The organism is Halorientalis pallida, assembly GCF_004118325.1.
Taxonomy (GTDB): Archaea; Halobacteriota; Halobacteria; order Halobacteriales; family Haloarculaceae; genus Halorientalis; species Halorientalis pallida.
The window spans coordinates 442,401-460,766 of the sequence record NZ_RDFA01000004.1; the positions used below are offsets into that span (position 1 = coordinate 442,401).

At 57.3% G+C, this 18,366-nt stretch carries 14 protein-coding genes; 5 read left to right on the forward strand and 9 right to left on the reverse strand.

Going from position 1 to position 18,366, the window contains the following annotated elements; all coding sequences use genetic code 11:
• The first annotated feature begins 18 nt into the window (after positions 1 to 18).
• Positions 19 to 648 carry a hypothetical protein gene (locus EAF64_RS13575; RefSeq protein WP_129069534.1) on the forward strand — a complete coding sequence of 210 codons (630 nt, stop codon included), beginning with the start codon at positions 19 to 21 and terminating at the stop codon, positions 646 to 648.
• A gap of 1,102 nt (positions 649 to 1,750) precedes the next feature.
• Here the strand turns inward: EAF64_RS13575 and EAF64_RS13580 are convergent.
• The 3 genes from EAF64_RS13580 to EAF64_RS13590 form a co-directional block, all read right to left on the reverse strand.
• The gene (locus EAF64_RS13580) at positions 1,751 to 2,113 is read right to left on the reverse strand and encodes a hypothetical protein (protein WP_129069535.1); all 363 of its coding nucleotides are present in this window, start codon (positions 2,111 to 2,113) and stop codon (positions 1,751 to 1,753) included.
• A 555-nt stretch (positions 2,114 to 2,668) separates the two neighbouring features.
• Positions 2,669 to 4,954, reverse strand: a complete 2,286-nt coding sequence (locus tag EAF64_RS13585; RefSeq protein ID WP_129069536.1) for an efflux RND transporter permease subunit — start codon at positions 4,952 to 4,954, stop codon at positions 2,669 to 2,671.
• Between the two features lie 12 nt (positions 4,955 to 4,966).
• Positions 4,967 to 6,622 (reverse strand): COG1361 S-layer family protein, encoded by a 1,656-nt coding sequence (locus EAF64_RS13590; protein ID WP_129069537.1) that lies wholly within the window; start codon positions 6,620 to 6,622, stop codon positions 4,967 to 4,969.
• A gap of 246 nt (positions 6,623 to 6,868) precedes the next feature.
• Here EAF64_RS13590 and EAF64_RS13595 point away from each other — a divergent pair, with 246 nt between their 5' ends.
• A complete protein-coding gene (locus EAF64_RS13595) occupies positions 6,869 to 7,495 on the forward strand; it encodes a TetR/AcrR family transcriptional regulator (RefSeq protein WP_129069538.1) in 627 nt (208 codons plus the stop codon).
• 956 nt (positions 7,496 to 8,451) lie between these two features.
• On the opposite strand, the gene EAF64_RS13605 is transcribed toward EAF64_RS13595, so the two are convergent.
• Positions 8,452 to 8,751 carry a hypothetical protein gene (locus EAF64_RS13605; protein WP_129069539.1) on the reverse strand — a complete coding sequence of 100 codons (300 nt, stop codon included), beginning with the start codon at positions 8,749 to 8,751 and terminating at the stop codon, positions 8,452 to 8,454.
• A gap of 820 nt (positions 8,752 to 9,571) precedes the next feature.
• On the opposite strand from EAF64_RS13605, the gene EAF64_RS13610 reads away from it, so the two are divergent.
• A complete protein-coding gene (locus EAF64_RS13610; protein WP_129069540.1) occupies positions 9,572 to 9,817 on the forward strand; it encodes a UPF0175 family protein in 246 nt (81 codons plus the stop codon).
• Positions 9,807 to 10,298, forward strand: coding sequence for a DUF3368 domain-containing protein (locus tag EAF64_RS13615; protein WP_129069541.1), 492 nt, complete (start codon positions 9,807 to 9,809; stop codon positions 10,296 to 10,298). Before EAF64_RS13610 ends, EAF64_RS13615 begins: the two co-directional genes overlap by 11 nt.
• Positions 10,299 to 10,593: 295 nt before the next feature.
• Here the strand turns inward: EAF64_RS13615 and EAF64_RS13620 are convergent, their stop codons facing one another.
• The 5 genes from EAF64_RS13620 to EAF64_RS13640 all read right to left on the reverse strand — a co-directional run bounded on the left by EAF64_RS13620 (position 10,594) and on the right by EAF64_RS13640 (position 15,229).
• Positions 10,594 to 11,190, reverse strand: coding sequence for a metal-dependent hydrolase (locus EAF64_RS13620; RefSeq protein WP_129069542.1), 597 nt, complete (start codon positions 11,188 to 11,190; stop codon positions 10,594 to 10,596).
• Between the two features lie 78 nt (positions 11,191 to 11,268).
• Positions 11,269 to 12,039, reverse strand: a complete 771-nt coding sequence (locus EAF64_RS13625) for a hypothetical protein (protein WP_129069543.1) — start codon at positions 12,037 to 12,039, stop codon at positions 11,269 to 11,271.
• Between the two features lie 25 nt (positions 12,040 to 12,064).
• Positions 12,065 to 14,005 carry a hypothetical protein gene (locus EAF64_RS13630; RefSeq protein WP_129069544.1) on the reverse strand — a complete coding sequence of 647 codons (1,941 nt, stop codon included), beginning with the start codon at positions 14,003 to 14,005 and terminating at the stop codon, positions 12,065 to 12,067.
• Between the two features lie 57 nt (positions 14,006 to 14,062).
• A complete protein-coding gene (locus tag EAF64_RS13635) occupies positions 14,063 to 14,533 on the reverse strand; it encodes a hypothetical protein (RefSeq protein WP_129069545.1) in 471 nt (156 codons plus the stop codon).
• A gap of 174 nt (positions 14,534 to 14,707) precedes the next feature.
• A complete protein-coding gene (locus EAF64_RS13640) occupies positions 14,708 to 15,229 on the reverse strand; it encodes a hypothetical protein (RefSeq protein ID WP_129069546.1) in 522 nt (173 codons plus the stop codon).
• A gap of 155 nt (positions 15,230 to 15,384) precedes the next feature.
• Here EAF64_RS13640 and EAF64_RS13645 point away from each other — a divergent pair, with 155 nt between their 5' ends.
• Complete coding sequence (locus tag EAF64_RS13645) at positions 15,385 to 16,065, forward strand: IS6 family transposase (protein ID WP_129069547.1); 681 nt, start codon at positions 15,385 to 15,387, stop codon at positions 16,063 to 16,065.
• Positions 16,066 to 18,366: the final 2,301 nt, after the last annotated feature.

Sequence of the window (18,366 nt, forward strand, 5' to 3'; positions counted from 1 at the left end):
GCGCCACTGCCATCGCTAGTGCAGGCGGCCGGCCGGTGTAACCGGGAATTCAACGGCACAACCGGGACTGTCACGGCCTGGCGGCTAGCTTCCCCTGATTCGACTGCCCAACCGCCGTCAGAACTTATCAATGGCCGGCAGTCACTCCTCCGGCCGACGCGGAACGCCCTTCGGTCGCTTCGAGGGGCAGGGATTGCAGATTCGGGCTCATTCCGGCTGGCAGAATCGGCCGTCATTTCAGACGGAGTCAAGCAGTACTACGACTTGTTGCATCACCAGCGGCAAACGGCGACGCGCGATGATGAGACGGTCTCTTGGTTCGACGCTGGCGATGGCGACCGGCTCAGACAGGCCTCGTTGATCAACCAAGACTACGCGACGCGTGATCTGCTCGTTCCCGTTACCGGTGCCGAGGTCGGCCACTATGACCGGTACGAAGAGCTCTGCGCCGAGGGGCAGTGGGATGCGGCCGAGGAGGTGTTCGATGATCTGAAATCGGCACTCGTGACGGTGCCAGTAGCCGACGAGGGGACTAGTGCTGAGAAAGATGCAATCGTGGCGGTCGATGTGTCGACATCGCTTGGTACGTACCAGATCGAGACAGGCCGGGGTGTAATCAAGGACGATGTTAGCTTTGACTTGGAGTAGTAGTCCCAAGACAGGCTCCGAGATCTGATAGCCAAGTTTGGATTTTCCATCGACCCCCCTGGGGTTCGGGGGCTATTGAGGGTCGACAGAAATTGGCAGGTGGGACCGGCACATAGACACCCATGAGACCGGCCAATCGGCCATGGTTACAGACGGACCCTTGGGCGGTTGAATCTGCCAGTGGTGTGGGGACAGTCTGGACGACGAGGAGTTACAGACGGACCCTTGGGCGGTTGAATCGCTGTCGAACCGGAGGTGGTCGACGATGTGTAGAGGTTACAGACGGACCCTTGGGCGGTTGAATCGTGCCTCAATGGTGTCGGTCGTGATGTCGCGCCCCGGTTACAGACGGACCCTTGGGCGGTTGAAGCGTGCCGGTGATCGCTGACACGATCTCGAACGCACAGTTACAGAAGGACCCATGGACGGTTGAAGCACGGAGCGATACACGGGGGCACAACGATGAGTTGGGTTACAGACGGACCCGTGAGTTATTAACTGACTCACCGGCGATATTTATGTGTTACTGAGAAGATCGGTACACTCAGCCGCCAATACATCACCCTCCTGAGTGCCCGCCCACAGCGCCCACACACAGACGATCCCCACGCCCGCCCATGCGCCCCAGCGCCCGTCGGTAGCCCCGGGCACACGTCCACAGTGCACCTCACAAGCGGCCACGCGATCGGGCCCGCGCCAGTGCCCGTGACCGCACACACGCCGCCCAGCTACGGCCATACCCGAGCGCACACCGCCCGGCGTTTACGAGCGAGCGCCCTTCCCCCAAAGAACAGGCAGAGGCCCATCTCGAACAAGCTATCAGCGCGGTCGATTCCGACACGAGGAACTTCCACATCGGGAGTGCGCTGCAGTTTGAGGAGTGCATCGAGGCGATTGAACAGGCTGACCACGCCCACGCTGACTGAGGTTGCGTGACTGGGCCAGCACTGTGATAGCTTCGCCAGTCGGAGACACAGCTCAGCGGCCTGTGGTGCTGGCGGCCGGTTCGTATGCTCCACGCGATGGTCCGGTCCCGGACTCGCCGATCACCCCACCAGTCCATCCGATCCGCGGCTCGGTATTACTCGCAGAGTGTGTACGTCTAGTTGGCCGACGTACTGTCTGTGGCCTGATCGATAATCTTAAAAATTGGGAAGTCTTCGCGGTAATCAAAGGAGGCAAAGACAGCCTGGTGGCTCTCAGAGGAGAACAGCAGCACGATGATGTCATCAAAGAATAACGATTGTGCGGTGTATTGTGCTTGGTCGACAATCTGTCGAAACTGGCTGCCTGAAATCTGATTCGCCATGATGAGTCGGTATGCTTCCTCAAGATCGGCCTCCGAGTAGTGATCGGCCACGTCATCACGCACGTGTCTGATTGTAAATTCAATCTGTCCTAAGTCAGCTACAATACGGGGGTTGACACCCTCAACATCAAGAATAGATTTGGCGACCGGTGACATACAGTAGCAAATGTGATGTGATGTTAAAAACTGTGTGAAACTAAATTGCTGTTTAGTGAATGGTGACTCGACAGCACTACGGCTTAACCAACACACGAAACTAAACTCCACCACCCGTTGGTTAAGCCAACACACGACCCGAACGCGAGCCACCAGCCCCGACCAACCACAGCAGACTTCATACTCACTACCCGGCCAGCGGCGGCCGGCCAGCAGTGCTGCCCGCCGCTCGTGTCGCGCTGGCCCGTGAGCGAGCGCACCCGTACTACAAAGACCCCATGCCCGCACACAATACCTTCCATGCTAACCGCGTCTGGGACGTGGCCTGCCAGTTGGCAACCCAGCACCCAGCCATTGTCGAACCAGACACGCATAGCCGCGGCCGCGTGGCGCCGCGAGATCGGTCGCCCACGCGAATGCGTCGACGAGATCGACGACCATGGCGACTGGGCTGCCAGCGAAGCCACGCACCTGCTCGACGCCGCGGGCGCCCCGGCCGGGCAGGGCACTGCAATCAAGGGCGATCAATAAATCACGCTATATTGTCTATTCATTTCACTGGTCAATCACCTGGCTTTGGGCCGAATCTGCAGACCGAAGCTCTGCAATCGCATCAGCGAGACGACCAAAGACAATTAGCGTCGGTGGCAAAGTTGCGATGGCCGCTACAAGCGTCAGGAAGATGACTCCAACAGTAAGAAAGCCAAAGTCTGCGAGCATTGGGAAGGGTGACAGCGTTAGCGCCGAGAACCCGAAGATCGTCGTCAGACCAGAGACGCTAATGGCCTTGCCAACGCGTGCGCCAGCCGTCTCAACGGCATCAAGACGTGAGATACCAGCCTGTTTGACCTCCTCAAAGTATCGCTCCATGACGATAATCGTATACTCTGCGCCAATGCCAACAGTCATCGCACCGAGCGATGCGCCTAATGGCGACACTGGAATCGAGAGGGCGGCCATATAGAGATTCTGCCACCCGATTACGAACAGCATCGGAACCAATGGTGCAGCTGCCCGGAGCAGATTCCGGTAATAGAGCAATAGAGCTACAAAAACAAGTACAACCCCGAGACCGGTGGTGAAGTTCCGCTGTTCGATCTGGGAGATGATTGCTGGAGTTGCGGCCGCTGCTTGGCCAGTGAGCTCAGCCTCAACGCCAGCCGGTGGTTGACTCAGAGTGGTTGATTTTTCGACATTATCGAGGAGGTCCAGTTGCTCTTGGGTGTTCATATTCTGAGCCCCAATAACCGTGATATGGGCATACCCGTCGTTGTAGAAGCGCTGTTTTTCTCCTGCTGGGATCCGATCGAGGGTTTGGTCAACGCCAGCTTCGGTTTTGGGGAGTGTTCCATGGTTATACTCTTTGATCGTCGTTGCTGGCGTCTCCATTCCGGTGATCAGGGGTTTTCCGACAGCCACAGCGCGATAGCGCTCCATCCAGCGTAATGTCTCTGGGTCTTGGAGTTGATCACCGCTCACCAGGACACTGTACTGTACGCTGCTGCCACCGCCGGTTTCTGACCGGAACTGCTGCAGATCAGTCAGCGCAGGGAGATCCTGTGGAATGAAATCCTCCGTATCAGCAACGGTGTCCAGATCAGACCCTGCATAGAAGCCACCCGTTGTGAGGACGAGTGCAATCCCAAGGACAGCGAAGGGATGCGACGCCATAACTCGGGAAATCCGGCCAAGGATTGGCCCCATCGTGCCAATATCAGCGGACGCGGTTGACTCAGCGTCGTGGGTTTGCTGGTCGTTGGTACCTGGCGATGGTGGTGTGTCTGATACCGCCTCATCCGGCGTCCGCCACCGTGTATACAGCGTTAGCAGTGGCAGCAAGATCAGTATCGCAGCGACGAATGTGAGGAGGACGCCGAAGATCGAGGTTTGGGCGAACCAGACAAATGCCGGCGTCCCGAGCGTTGAGAACCACGTGGCCCCAAACCCGAGGGCAGCTGCAATGACAGCGATCAAGACCGGTGGGCCAATACCGCCCAGTGCCTTTGGCAGTGCCTCTTTTGTCGGAGCGCCGTTGAGTTCTTCTTCATACCGTTCATGGAACTGCACAGAGTAGTCGATGCCCAATCCGATAAGAATCGGGAAGACAGCGCTCGTCAGCGTCGAGTTTGGGACGCCGGTATATCCCATTGCGCCGAACGTCCAGATGACCCCCGTAAACACAGCGACGATCGGGAGGAGCCGCAGTCGGACCCCGCGGAATAAGAAGAACAGAGCAATAATCATCAACCCAACTGCCAACCCCAGTAGCTGTTGCGTACTCTGCTGAATCAGTGCGGAGAGTTGGGCTGAGAAGGCTGGTTGGCCTGTGATCGTGACTTCGACGTCACTCGGGAACTGCGCCCAGTCACGTGCCTCCGTTGCCCGCGTATAGACTGGTCGGGTTTCCTGCTGGCTCAGGTCAGTGCTGAGCACGGTAGTCACGATCGTCGAATCCGATGTTCCAACGACCGCCCTGATTTTGCCTTGTGAATCCGGAATGCGTCCATACTCACGCCGGACGCGATCAGCAGGACTGATCACCTGTTCGACGTTCTCAGTCTGTGAGAGCCGGCTATCATACCGATCGATTGCCCGCATCGTTGCGGGCTCAGACACGTCACCCCGGACCAGCGTCGCCATACTTCCCTGGTCGAACGTCTTTTTATAAGTGTCTAGTGTCGGATTACTACCGACAAATGCTTCATTTCCAGTGACGCTTTCGATCTGTGCAGCGCCGGTGATTGCAACGCCAACCAAGCCGATTGCGAACAGTAGCGTGAGGATTGGCCGGGCTTGAATAATCTGCCCTAACTGCCGGAAGAGAGCTCGAAGGTCCCACATTGGTGGTGCTTCTTACCTCCGTCTGTAGATAAGGAAGCCACCAACGAGCACAATCCCGCCTGCAAGGATACCAGCCGGGAGGAAGGGAATCCCACCAGACGATGATTCTTTGACGGGGACACCCACTGACAGCGAGCCACTAAAGCGTGTATCGCCGTCTTGTTCGTCATATCGAACCTCAATCGACGAACTATATGACTTGTTGAGTGAATCGCCTGTGGCGCTCACCTGGAATGTTGCAGACACGGTTTCGTTCGGTTCGATTGTTCCAAGGTAGGCGCCATCATCGGACGCTGAGAGTGGGTCGCTCGTGAAGAGTTTCGCATTCGCATTTTCCACTGGCTCGGAGCCAATATACCGAAGGTCAACAGTGAGTGTGTCGCTCCCACCAGGGGCTACCGACGTATTTACACCAACGACTTCGAACCGGTCGCGCTCTGGCCCGACCTGAAGCGATTTTCTGATCGGGGTCGAGGTCGTGAGGACATCTCCATCGGCGTTTTCATACTCGACAGTGAAGCTAAACGACTGGGAACCCGGTTCTGCCGCTGCAGGGATGTTGACAGTGAATGAGAGCGGTGCTGCCTGCCCGGGGCCGAGATCACCGACTGCTGCCTCACCATTTGTGATACTGATCCCTTGTTTTTGATTCATCTGGACAACGGCGTTACGGATCGTTCCACTGCCCGCGTTGGCTATTTCGCCCTGAATCGTTGCTTCTGGTTCGTCAACGCGGAAATCCATCGTTGACAGGCTCTGCAGTGTGAATTCGCGTTCCGATTTGATCGTTAATCCCGTCTGTAGCCGATCCGACGTTTCAGGTATTCCGTTCACGTTCTCGTACTCAGCTGTTACTGCAATTGGGTACGTCCCAGCTGAGACATCAGTGCTGGCACCCACCTGTGTCGAAATGCGACGTGTCTCGTTTGGCGCAAGCGATGAGAGATACGCTGAGGTCGTCTGTGAGGGGCTCGACCCTTTCCCAAAGTACACGCCCGATGTCTGTGTCGATAGTGTTACGCGTGTGTCCGTCGCTTCTCTGGTTCCCGTGTTTTTGATCGACAATGCAAATTCACCATTGTCGCCTGCGTGGACGGCATTGGTGTCGGTTTCGACGATGCTAAACTGTGGTTTGTCCTCGATTGTGATGGTGATGTATTGTATCTCGTCTTGTTGAGATCTCGTCCGCTCAGTCTCACGATACGGACCATACGTGATTGCACGAGTGTGCTCATACGATATCTTGACGGGGATCCGATACGTCCCTGGCTTTGCGTCACCGATCTCAAGTTGGTACTGTAGTGGCACGGTCCCCCCGCTAGCTAACCTGCTGACAATCTGAGATCCCGTCTTGACTTCAATCGGTGCACTAATCCGGTCCTCTAATACTTCAATCCGCATGTTACGCGCCGTTTGGACTTCTTGTTCGTAGCCTGGCTCCCCACCATTGCGGATTTCGCCATCGTTGGTGACACTCAGTGAGAGTGTCTGTGATGAACTTGCCTCAAATGTGGCATCTGGCGAGGAAATGCTGATTTCTGGCTCGCCTGTGACCAGATTCTCTGCGGCTGCCGCCGGAAGTGGTATTGTTGACAGTGCAACAAGTACTGCGATCAGGATGGTCGCGTGTCGTGACGAGGTGAGCAATTGTGTCGATGTATGTAGCATCTGGTGTCGATGAATAAGTTACGGATTTATTTATGTCTGTATACCAATACAGGTTGGAAAGGTCACTGTAAGGATGCTTGCGCACTCAGCTACCCGAATATGAGTTACTGTGAAACATCTAATTCAAAATGGTGTTCATCACTGTGACAAGACTAACAAACGTTCAGTCGGTAAAAAGCCTTTATATTCAGTATCGTAGAACTATCGATCGGAATCTTCACAACCGCATTTCCCGAGGATTATAATATGGTTTCGGACGATCTCTTTGCTGATCCGCCGGAAGACACTCAAGAAGAGATACTACAGGCCGCATTTGAAGTCTTGCAGGAGCAGGGGTATTCTGGGCTCTCCATCCAGCGTATTGCAAATAAAGTCGGTTTGCAGAAAGCATCCATATACTATCATTACCCTGATAAAGATGATCTTTTATTGTCATTTGTTGATCATATACTTGACAGAATGGAGTCCGATCTGATTCGAACAGCAGACGTTTCGCCCAAAAGACAGTTAGAGGACATTTTAGATAGTTTATTATTAGATGACAGAGCTAGCACATCTGCCGTAGAAATATCGCCACCATCTGATAACTTACTTAAGGTATTCATTCAGATCCGGGCCCAAGCCACGCACAACTCCGACTATCAGGACCGGATTGCAGCAATCGACGAGCGTCACGAAGAACACTTAGCAGCGATTATTCAGCGTGGGATTGATGCCGGAGAATTCCGAGATGTCAACCCGAATCAAGTCGCGACGGCGTTGAGTACGTTCATTCTTGGCTCTTTTTCTCGCCGAGCAACTGGAACTCCAGTCTCTTTAGAACCAGTTCACAAGAGTATGTGCTCTTATCTTGAAAATTCAGTTTACATATAATTATTATGAATATCGCTGTGTGGTTAGCGAGTTTGAAAAATTGATAGATTCCCAGTACGGGTGTGCACCTTACTGCAAGAACGCATTTGAAAGAGATATCGGCAGGATATCCTGATGTTTGGGACTGCGATCAGACAGCGACGCCCAGCCACGGGTAGCTAAAGTTTCGCCTACGACACGGTACTGTATGATACACAGACGAGGACACTGTTTGACGACGAGACAGTCTCGTTCACCACGGTTAACGACTGTCTGCAGGCTAAGCAGGCCGAGTGCCTCGGGGCTTGACCCCGAGACGGTTCACGGTGCGACCTCGCGTTGTTAGACGACGAAGACGACTAACAACACCGGTACCTCAGCCATACGGACTGAGAACTCACCGAATTAACGCTTTTTTGACGTGATGTCGACTACTGTCTCACCTTGGATTCCGCAAACCGAAACCCGAGAAGCAGGTCGGACAACAAGACACCGACGAGGACAGTTCTCGGCGTTGACCTCAGCACCGACAACATCGCTACCACCAGTACGGCATACTTCGCATCAGGGAGGGAGCTTCGACATCAGCACCGAGTGTTTGAGCGAGTTTGCAGCAATCTCCGACAGACCGGCACGCAGTCAGCGCACCACATTAGCCAGTAGATGAGCGGCCGTGAATCCTGAGACACTCGGGATGTCCCACATCGCGTAGTCAACGACATTACGTTGGAGCGAGAAACGTTGGACGGCAGTACGTCTGTCGCGGCCTACAGTCGTGGCGGCGGACGGTCGACAGTTAACTTGCCCTGAACTCAGGGACCGTGATGCCGAACGGGGGATTTGTCCCGTCCAACCAACCCTCGGCAGATGCTTACTTCACTGACAAGTCCCGCACCACTGTGCGCGAGGTAGTTGAGCAGTGCCAGTATGTCGTTCACTGGGAGCTGCCGGTACAAACTATTCAAATTGCTAATACTTTATATGTCTTTGCCGGCTCTTCGAAGATACAGGACTCCATGACAGGGTGCAATTCGCGATACAAATAGCGATCGCTTGTAGTTTAATAAATAAATGTCAATGTCCAGTCCGGCGTCGTTGATCCGGTTTGCCATCCAGAGAGTGCCGTCCATGCACTCGAGGACCCGTTCAGGCCGGTACTCCGCCGTAAGGTCCTCGTAATCAGAAACGTCAGTGAGGATGTAGTAATCGGGTTGGGAGGCTTCGACCGTCTCGAATTCGGACTGCCACGACGTGAGCGTGAGCTTCCGATTGACCATGGTCGTCGTCGTAATGACGATCGGTCTGGAACCGGAGTACGTGTTTGCCGTCTCCCCCGCTTGACCAGTGTCTCAGCATCGTTAAGCGTACATATTACTTTTTCCGGCTGAACTTCATCGACGAACTCGTGATGGGGGCCACTACAGTTCAACGGGTGCCATGGGGCCAGTCGGGGGATGAACCATCTGGTATTGGAGTTGAAATACTATCGTATCAAGGTCCGTGGTGCTGTTATCCGTTGGTCAACGCCTCGAAGTGAGGCCCGACCGACCCGTCAGGATTGGCGGGCCCCTGACAGGAACACACGACAAACATCTCAGCCGATCTCTCCAAAACCGCCTGAGTGTTGCCGTAGTGTGGGACAGGATGCCGCACCCTTCAAATGCAAGACTCCTGCCCATGCATTAGTCACGGTCGTAGAGTTACAGCACTTGTGGTCGTGACCCCACAGGCCTGTAGCGTGCATGGGACCGTGAGTGCCAATGTTGTTCTGGATAGAGGGCAACAATTCTTCACAGAGTGGCAGGGGCGTTGATGGTCCCCAACGCCCTGCCCACATTTATTTACCACAGCAAATGTAAAACCGTTATTACTCAACGCGCTCAGCCTCAACGGGTCGGCAATCCCTGGCGGGGATACTCCGGAACCTGCTGGACTGTCAGCCAGCAGTTATTTGGAGGGAGAGGTCGTAAGAGCGCCGATTTGGTAGCGGTCACCTCGATACCGTGGTTCCATCTGAAACTCTCCCCACTCGTCAATCGCTGATTCGTGCGACGAGAGGGCCAAACACTCAATAATCGCGTCTGCCAATAGTCAACCATGGCTACTATAGAGATCGACGACGAGATCTACGAGGCGTTGCAGATTCCAGAGGGGGAGCGGTCACAGGCGATGAAACAGGAACTCGCCGTGTCGCTGTACGCACGTGACATCCTCTCGTTCGGGAAGGCTCGTGCGTTGGCGGACCTGTCCAAGCGAGAGTTCCACGAATTACTCGGTGAGCGCGAAATCCCTCGTCATTACACGGACACGGAACTCGCCGAGGACCGCAAATATGCCCGATAGCGATCTCGTCGTTTCGGATACGTCCCCGCTTCTTAATCTCGCACTGATCGATCGGTTCGATCTCCTCGAATCACAGTTTTCCGGGATCACGATCCCCGACCAGGTTTGGGGCGAACTCACAGAGGGGGAAGACGGGTTGGAATCGCTTCGCGAACTGTGCGAGAGCGGATTCCTCACTACCGTCGAGGTCGAGCGGTCCGGTCTGTTCGTCGAAATCTTTCACGAGCTCGATCTCGGTGAAACAGCCGCGATTTGCTATGCCCTCGAGCAGGATGCTGATCTCGTCCTCTTAGATGAGAAGGACGGTGGGCGTGTCGCTCGGAGACACGGTCTGACTGTTACCGGGGTTGTCGGTGTCCTGTTGAAAGGGGCCAAGGCCGGCGATGTCGAACTGGAGCGAGAACTCGACGCTCTCCGCGAGGCTGGCTTCTGGATTTCCGACGACCTCTATTCGGAAATCCTCGCCGAGGTAGCGGAGTAGGACGAATTCGAACCGCATTAACTCGGTCGCACTGTGTCTTCTCCTCGTTCGACAGCCAGGAGCACGAGTTACTGCTCGTGGGTTGCTCGTAGCAAAATCAATGACCCTGGCGGTGCTCCAGAATTTGCTGAACTGTCAGCCAGGTGTTTGAGCGTGTAGGAGAGTCTAGGCCGACTGCTTAGAGAACTCTGAGTGGTGTGAATTGTGACTTTCTTTTATAATACGTACTATACGTCGGAAATACCGATCCACAAATGTAGCGTACTTTCTCAAACGACGAGTTAGCTAGAGGGCCTCAGAGTAAACCGTCCGCGACAAGGTGGCTGATGAATCCTAGCAGAAAGGTCCCGATACTACTGATGACCACCACTTGCTCTGCGGCCCGGAGTGTTTCGTGTCCTCCGATCACGAGACTGACGAGGCCACCGACACAGAGTGCGGTGACGACGCCGGCTGGAGCACGGTGGGTAACGGTCCGGTGTGGGGGCCGAATTTTCGGGAAGAGCGTGTAACTGGCGAGAAACGCACCCCATGCCAGTGAGGCGACGACAGTCCCACTCATGAAGGTTCCGAAGCTTCCGGCGGTCTGCCCGACGAGAGCCGTCTCGATCGGTATCCGGTACCGGAACCCGACGAGAACGGTGACGGCCGCCAGCAGGAGCGGGAGGACACGCTTCCCGTACCGATACGGAAGTGACGACGGGTGATCGAGATCGGGGAAAAGCGCTCCAGCGAGCGTGAGCGGGGCCAAGACGACGGCCGTTGCGATCGCGCCAAGGTGGGCCACGCCGCCTACGTAGCCGACTGTCACGCCGGCGATGAGGAGCGTATGAACTGCGATCCCCATACGAAGATGCCCTATGCAATTAGTCATGGCTTGGCGTCCCTGCATGTCCCCTCAACTGGTAAAATCGATGACAGGTTGGGTAGACCCAGATGTGTGCAACTTTCGGTATCCCGGTGATGGTGATCACTCATCGAAGTTCAACGTCGGGACATCATCGGTGGACTCGTCTGCCGTCTCCGTGCGGAGTTTGCGGTCCGCTGGCGACCCGTCACCCCCGAGGCGTGCGAGTGCTTTGTCGATCCATCGCTGTGCACTAACACTCGTCGCCTGCTCCTTCGCAGATCGAAGGAGGCCGCGAAGTGCTGCTCTACGACGACGCCAATAGAGGGTGGTCACACCGATAGTAACCAGCGTGGCAAAGCCGGCACCAGCACTGGCACTCACGAGCGGCGAAACGGGCGGCTTCACCGTGTAGCTTGCCTGACTGGCGTTCACGGTAGGACCGATCTTCGTAGTTTCCGAGACGACGCGTCGGGTCTGAACGAACTGCGTCTCGGTTGCGACGGTTGCGAGCGTCTCTCCAGACGGGAGAACTGCCTTTGGATACACACGGAACGAGATGGATGCCGTCTCGCCCGGCCGCAGCTGTTCGATGTCGAACGTCACCGGTTGTGATCGTCGCTGGGTAATCACCTGATCGCCACCCGTCGTCTCGGACGTACTAAGGCTCGACAGCGCGATGAAGGCATCGTCCGTAGCCCTGATCGTGACGACGGTGTTATTGATCGCCCCGGTTCGTTCGGCTGGGGCGATGGTCACCGTCACTGAGACGGCATGTTCGCTCGTCGCATCGGTGCCGACGAACTCCTGTTCGATCGTTACTGGCGGAGACGGCTCACTCGTCTCGGCCCCGGCCACGGGGCTGGTGACGGCAGTAACGAGCAGGAATGCCACGACCGTGAGACGAACGATTGGACGGTCAGTCATCGCTTTCACCTCCTTCGGGCAGGGGCGTCGTCTCGACCCGGTTGTACACCGAAACGGGGTGGTCTTTCGGGAGGAGTTCGGGGTAGGCGTAACAGTCCTCGAGGTCGATTGGTTCGCCCCAAAGCGTCGCCCGGCCCTGGAACGGGGAGTCCCTGAGGTACCCGTGGTCGAAGTTATCCAGCGCGAGTCCACCATAGACCGCTAGCAACCCGATGGCGTGGTCGTCGGTACAGAACACCGTTTCGGGTTGCTTGGCGAACTCGTCGTTCGCGACCGCCTCCGGCGCCGTGCCCGACGGAGCGTCCGACCACACCAGGTTGCGCGTGCCCTGCGTACAGAACACGACGGGACGGCCCTGACTGGGCGAACGAGACTTCCCACGAGTTTCGAGTGAGGCCCCGATGACGCCGTCTTCGTGGTCGTACAGCGTTTCTCGCAGGCGGTCAACGACCGCCTCGCGGTCGATGATGCCTTCCTCAACGAGGGCCGCGATTCCGGGGTCGTCCGCGAACTGCTCCGCCTGGAGTTCGGCTCCTTCGGTGACGGGCAACGTGACGAACCGCCCGAGTGGGGAGTTCTGAGCGGCTTCTTTGTGACGCTCGAGGGCACGCTGTGCCGCCTCCGCCCGCTGGCTGTTCGTCTTGAGTTCGCTCTCCGTGTTCTGCTTGGCATCGGCGAGGGCCTCGCGTTGCGATTCCAGCGTCGCGTGTGCCGCCTCGTATTCCTCTTTGATGGCGTCCGCGAGCTCCGCGAGCCTGTCCCGTTCCTCGAGCGCGCGTTCGAGTTTCGAGAGCGTCGAGCGGAGGTGGTCGAGCTGCTCCTTGATCGAGGTGTAGGTCCCCCGGTCCGTGAGCCGGCCGGTGATCCCCAGTTCGTCGAGTTCACGCGAGAGCGCCTGCACCTTCTCGTCCAGCATCGGCTCGATCGTCTCGAGGAACTGGTCTTTGGGGTCCGCCGTCGGATCGAACGAGGGGTCGTACTCCGTGATCGTCGTCTCGTTGTGTTCGACGAATTCGTCGACCAACTTGTCGAAGCGGTGAGTCTCCAACGCCGAGTCGATCTCCGCCAGGACGGCGGCCATGAACACCGTGCGCTGGACGGTGTGGCCGTCGACGTGGTCGTGGAACGTGTGCCGCCGTCGGTCTTGGAGCGTAGTTAGTTCGTCTCTAATTCCGTCGACGCGCGCGGACCGCGGGGTGATGTTTCCGGCCACCTGCTGGGCACGCTGGAACGCGGTGACCATCACGTCGGGCGCCGGGCGCTCGTCCGCCGCGACCGAGTCGACCGTTTCCACCCGGGCCAGGCGGTCGCTCCGGACCAGCGATCTGGCGTCAAGAGCGACATCCAGTTGGTCGAGGGCCGAAGCGATCTCGTCTTTCTTGGCCCGCAGGTCGTCGGCGCGATCCATCGCAGACTGGTACTGCTGTTTCGCGTTGAGCAACCGCTCGATCTCATCCGTTGGCACCTCGAAATTGGCGCCACGGACTTCGTAGAACGTGTCGGTCAGTTCGTTGACTTCGTTCTCGAGACCCGCGAACTGCTCCTGGTTCTTACGCATCCACTCGAGGACCAGCCGTGCGGTCGTCCGTCCGACCCCCTCCCGGTAGGTGCGGTCTTCTGCCTCGTCCTGATCGAACCGGAGCAGGAACACCCCCGAGAAGGGGTTTTCGTCGATAATGTAGGCGCTCCGTTGATTGTTCGTCCGATCTTTTGCGGACATGAGCGGGATCCGGAGTGGATACTCAACATCGTCGTACCTGGTGATGGCTCGGAGTTCGTCGAGGAGCGCCAGCGAGTTCGCCGGATACCGCCAGTGGACGTCGGGCGCGTCACCGCCGCCGTCGAAGTCGCTCACGGTAGCGAGACTACAGACCGCCCACTGCTCAAAGCCCGGGTGGAGCTCCTCCTCGAGTTCTTCGAGGACCTTGTCCAACAACCCAGTGACGAGTGGCGTGATACCTGATCCGGTGCCACCCCCTGCCCCGACGAGCTAGAAGACGTTAACACCCGACGGCCTGTCGATATCGGGGTCGTTCTGGAACCGTTCGACGATTTCGACGATAGTACGCCGGATCTGATCGTGGTGGCTCCCGATTCGCTCGGGGTTGTCGAAGTGATACCGACCGACTCGCGGATTGCGTTGAGTTCCCTGGGCGCCCGTGATACTGTCAGTTTCCTTGAGGTAGTGGCTCTTGGACTTGTCGTGATCGTGGAAGCGACGATCTGGCGTTCGGAGGGAGACAGTCTCGATGTCGTCGTCGAGCCCCTCGAACTTCCCGGAGCCGGAATTGATGGCAATCATCTGCACCCGCTCCGCGATCCCTTCCCGTTCTGCGAGCGAGAGGACGGCTTCGCCCTTTTTCATCCCACCGTCACCGGCACAGACGAGGACCGTCGGCGTTTCGGTCAGCATATCTTCCGCACTGTTCTCCGGCATCGTGACCGCGTTCGTGTTCGACATGGTTGGCAGTGAGGACACGGTCGTGCATGGCCCGTGTGCCCTGCGCCCCGTCGTCCTCACATCCAACTATGGAGAGTATATATCAATAAAGCAAAAATTTTTCGAGCAGTCGGAGGACTTCTGAATCCCGGAGGGGTTCTATCAGTAGGAACGCCGTTACTTCTAAATAGGAGGTCAGAATGGAGAGGACGGCATGAAGCCTGGGTTGCGTGAGATCGCGGTTTCGATTTCTTCGGGATCGCCTGCAGCGTCCGGAAGAAGCCTCGTGAACTGCGTCCAAGAGAGTAACCAGGCGGACGGGTTTTCGTCGGTCAACATCTCGGGGCTCGCCAAGTAGACCGCGTGGGTGCCTTCCACTTCGAAGCGTTCGAGAAGTCGATCCGGGAGCTTCGCGGGTGCCCGGATGTACGTATGCTCGCCGGTCGGGTTCTCGACGTCGTTCCAGTCGGCGTACTCGTACGGTGTCTTTCGTGCTGGTTGTTGCGAAATAAATACGGACCCCGAGTCGGGGTCGTAATTCCAGTGAACGATAACGTCTTCTTCGAACCCAACGATGTACTCCTGTGCCAGTGGTGGGAGGCGAAGCCTCCTATCAGTCAGAATCTCGCGTGGTTCCTGCAGCGGCCACGCTTCGTCGAATTCTCCGGGTGTCGTTTTTGACGGCACGGTTATTATGTACGTTATATTCTCGAACAAGTCATAATAAATCTAGGCTACGCCCGGCGAATTGCTCCGGCGACATAATCCTCTACGGAATCAGTTAATTCATCCATCGATAGTTATCCACCTGTGGGGCACTGTCTAGTTGAGATGGAGTTTGAGAAGTGAGCAGGTCGTAGTGAGTGGTGTCCATGGCACTCAGAGACCTGCTCAGAGAGAACTTAGATATCGACAAGCAAGACATTTGGGAGAACGAGCGCACGCCGACACCCGTGCGCTGTTTCGCGGTTCGACTTCACTCGATAGGGCTGTCACTCCGTGAAGTCGAGGGTGTCTTGGCTTGGTTGGGTGTCGATTGCTGCTTTCAGGCGGTCTGGAACTGGAAGGAGAAATTAGCCGAGACGCAAAGCGACCCGCCGACGGTGGAGCCGTCGCGGGTCGCGGTCGACGAGAAACAGATCGAAATTGACGGTGAGAAGAAATGGCTCTACGCCGCGATCGACACAGACTCGAAACTCCTTCTAGAGGTGGATGTCTACAGCCGCCGCGGGACAGACCCCGCGGCGGCGTTCCTGCATCGGCTCACCGAGAAACATGATGTTGCCGACACGGAGTTTCTCGTCGATGCTGGTGGCTACCTGACTGCCCTCGCTCGTCACGAGTTGAGCGGTCACCTCGACTATGAAGACCGGAACCATATTGAAAAGTGGTTCCAGACCGTCACTATGCGAATCGACCGCTTTTATACGTTTTGGCGGAGCAGTCAATCGAGCGCTAAGCGGTGGCTGCGGCGGTTCAGACACTACTACAACCGACATCGGCCCAGTCAAGCGTTAGATAGCCGCACGCCCGCCGAGGAGGTGCTGAACTAGACAGTGCCGTATGATCTGAGTTACTCGACATGATGTTTATTGTCTGATTATATGATTAGAGGCGCGTAGACACGCGACTGGTTACGTATGATTTGCGGGTGCGCGTCTCCGAAGCTTCACCCATGATGTCGGTCCCTTGATCCAGATGTGCTAAATCGCGGTTGTCGCACCGCTTAACGCCTGTTTTTATTCTCTGCGCAGGATGGGTGTACGAACGTATGATACGGCCAGCGTTCATTCTCGGGATGTTCAGTTCCCCGATCGTCGACGTTGTCGCGGTAGCGGTCCTCTACATCCAGAAGCGGCCCGACACAGGTCGGGGCCGGAATGGGTCATCGCTCCGCCAGCATTAATAGCATCGGTAAGATGCCAGCCAGGGACAGTCTGGCCAGTGTGCGGGGCGAAATGCCTGCCCGGCAGCGTTACTGCTTAACCAACACGACCACTAATCCCTGCCGCGTGTTGGTTAACCGGTGCCAGTTGGCCGACTCCATCCCCACTCGTCGCAGTATTTTGGACACGATCACCGCGCCACCCACGCAGCTGCCAGCCACAGCAGACACAGTTCGCAGTAGCTGGCTGTGCGTCATCGACCTCTCGGGGGTACAGGGGCTATTGACGGTCGACGGAAATCTTCATCCCGACTGCGCGGCTGCAAGTCCCATAATGGCTGTTTCAGCCATAGTTTCAGATGGACCCTTGGGCGGCTGAAACTTGTCGTCGGCCAGCGGCGGATCACCGTCGCGCAGGGTTTCAGATGGACCCTTGGGCGGCTGAAACTGCGAGAGCGTGCGCTGAGCCTCGCGTGAGACCGGTTTCAAATGGACCCCTGGACGGTTGAATTCCGTCGACGATCAGGTAATGCTCGGCCTCGCCCGTTTCAGACAGGCCCCGAAGCCCATCAAGCTGGATACACACCAGTGTCGGCCACCGACGCCAGATTAACGAGCTTGTGGCCGACAGAAACCCTCATACCAGCCGCGTGTGTATAGAACCACTAGTGGCCGTGTCGGCCATGATTTCAGATGGTCTCTGGACGGTTGCAGTCGCATGACCTGGCAATAGGGTCTCGCCACCATCCCTACCCGTCAGTTTCAGCTGGACTTGTGAGCGGTTGCAGACTTGCGACGGCTGGCACCAAACTGGTGTGTCGCCGTTTCAGTTGGATGCCGGAGCAAGTGTGGGCAACAGTGACGGAAACGCCACTTGACAGCACAGCAGTTACAGACGGCACCCAGAGCAGTTGCAGTACCATTCTATGAAAGGACGTCGCGAGTCCTCAGTTGCAGACGGCTCCTTGGGCGGTTGAAGCGAGGATACGGCTTTCTGCAAAGCCTACGAAGACCATGTTTCAGACGGAGCCGTGATCCATTGAACCTCCCGGCATGCCGTGTTGCCCGCCAGATACGACAGCTTCAGATGTATCCTTGTGTCTTGAAGCTCCGGTCATCGCCTAGTCGTGGATACGCGCATGGGATTCAAATGGGCATTGAGCGGTTGAGGCATGACCTACAGATCCGTCGTGTTAGTCTTCTTGCGAGGTACAGACGGACCCTTAGGCGGGTTGAATCCCGTTGCCGGCCACCCGGACGAACCAGAGGACCGGTTACAGACGGACCTTTGAGGGGTTACGCCACTTGCCGGTATTGGTGGTAGGTTACTGCAAAGACCGACACGAATAGTTGTCAATACAGAACCCAGCTGCGTGCCCGCCCACAGCGCCCACGCACGGGCGTTACCACGCCCGCCTGGACCCGCGGGCAAGCACACGCCCACAGTATGGCACGCCGGCAGGCGGCCACGCACGGATCCGTACACGGCGGCCGTGCCCGTCGCCGCACACAGTCCGGCGCTCACGAGCGGGAGCGCCCAGACGACGCCGCCGTGCCCGCACACGATCTCTTCCACGCCAACCGCGTCCGAGAGGGGGCCTGCCAGCTGGCGACCCAGCACCCGGGCAGTGTCGGCCAGGACCTCCTGGCTGCGGCCACGTGGCGCTACGAGAGCGGCCGCCCACGCGAATGCGTCGGCGAAGTCGACAAGCATGGCGACTGGGCCGCCAACGAAGCCACGCGCCTGTTCGATGCCGCGGACGTCCCGGCCGAGCAAGGCAGTGTGATTGAGCACTGCTTGCGCGCTCACGAGCGAGTCCTCCCGCACAGGCCGGCGCGATCACAGGTCCGATCACACCCGCACAGCCCAGCATTTTTTCCGCAACGCACAGACGGCAAGCCGGGAGCGACGGAATCAGTGTCACACGCTCCGTGGCTCCTACCCCCTGTTCCACGCAGCCCCCACGAC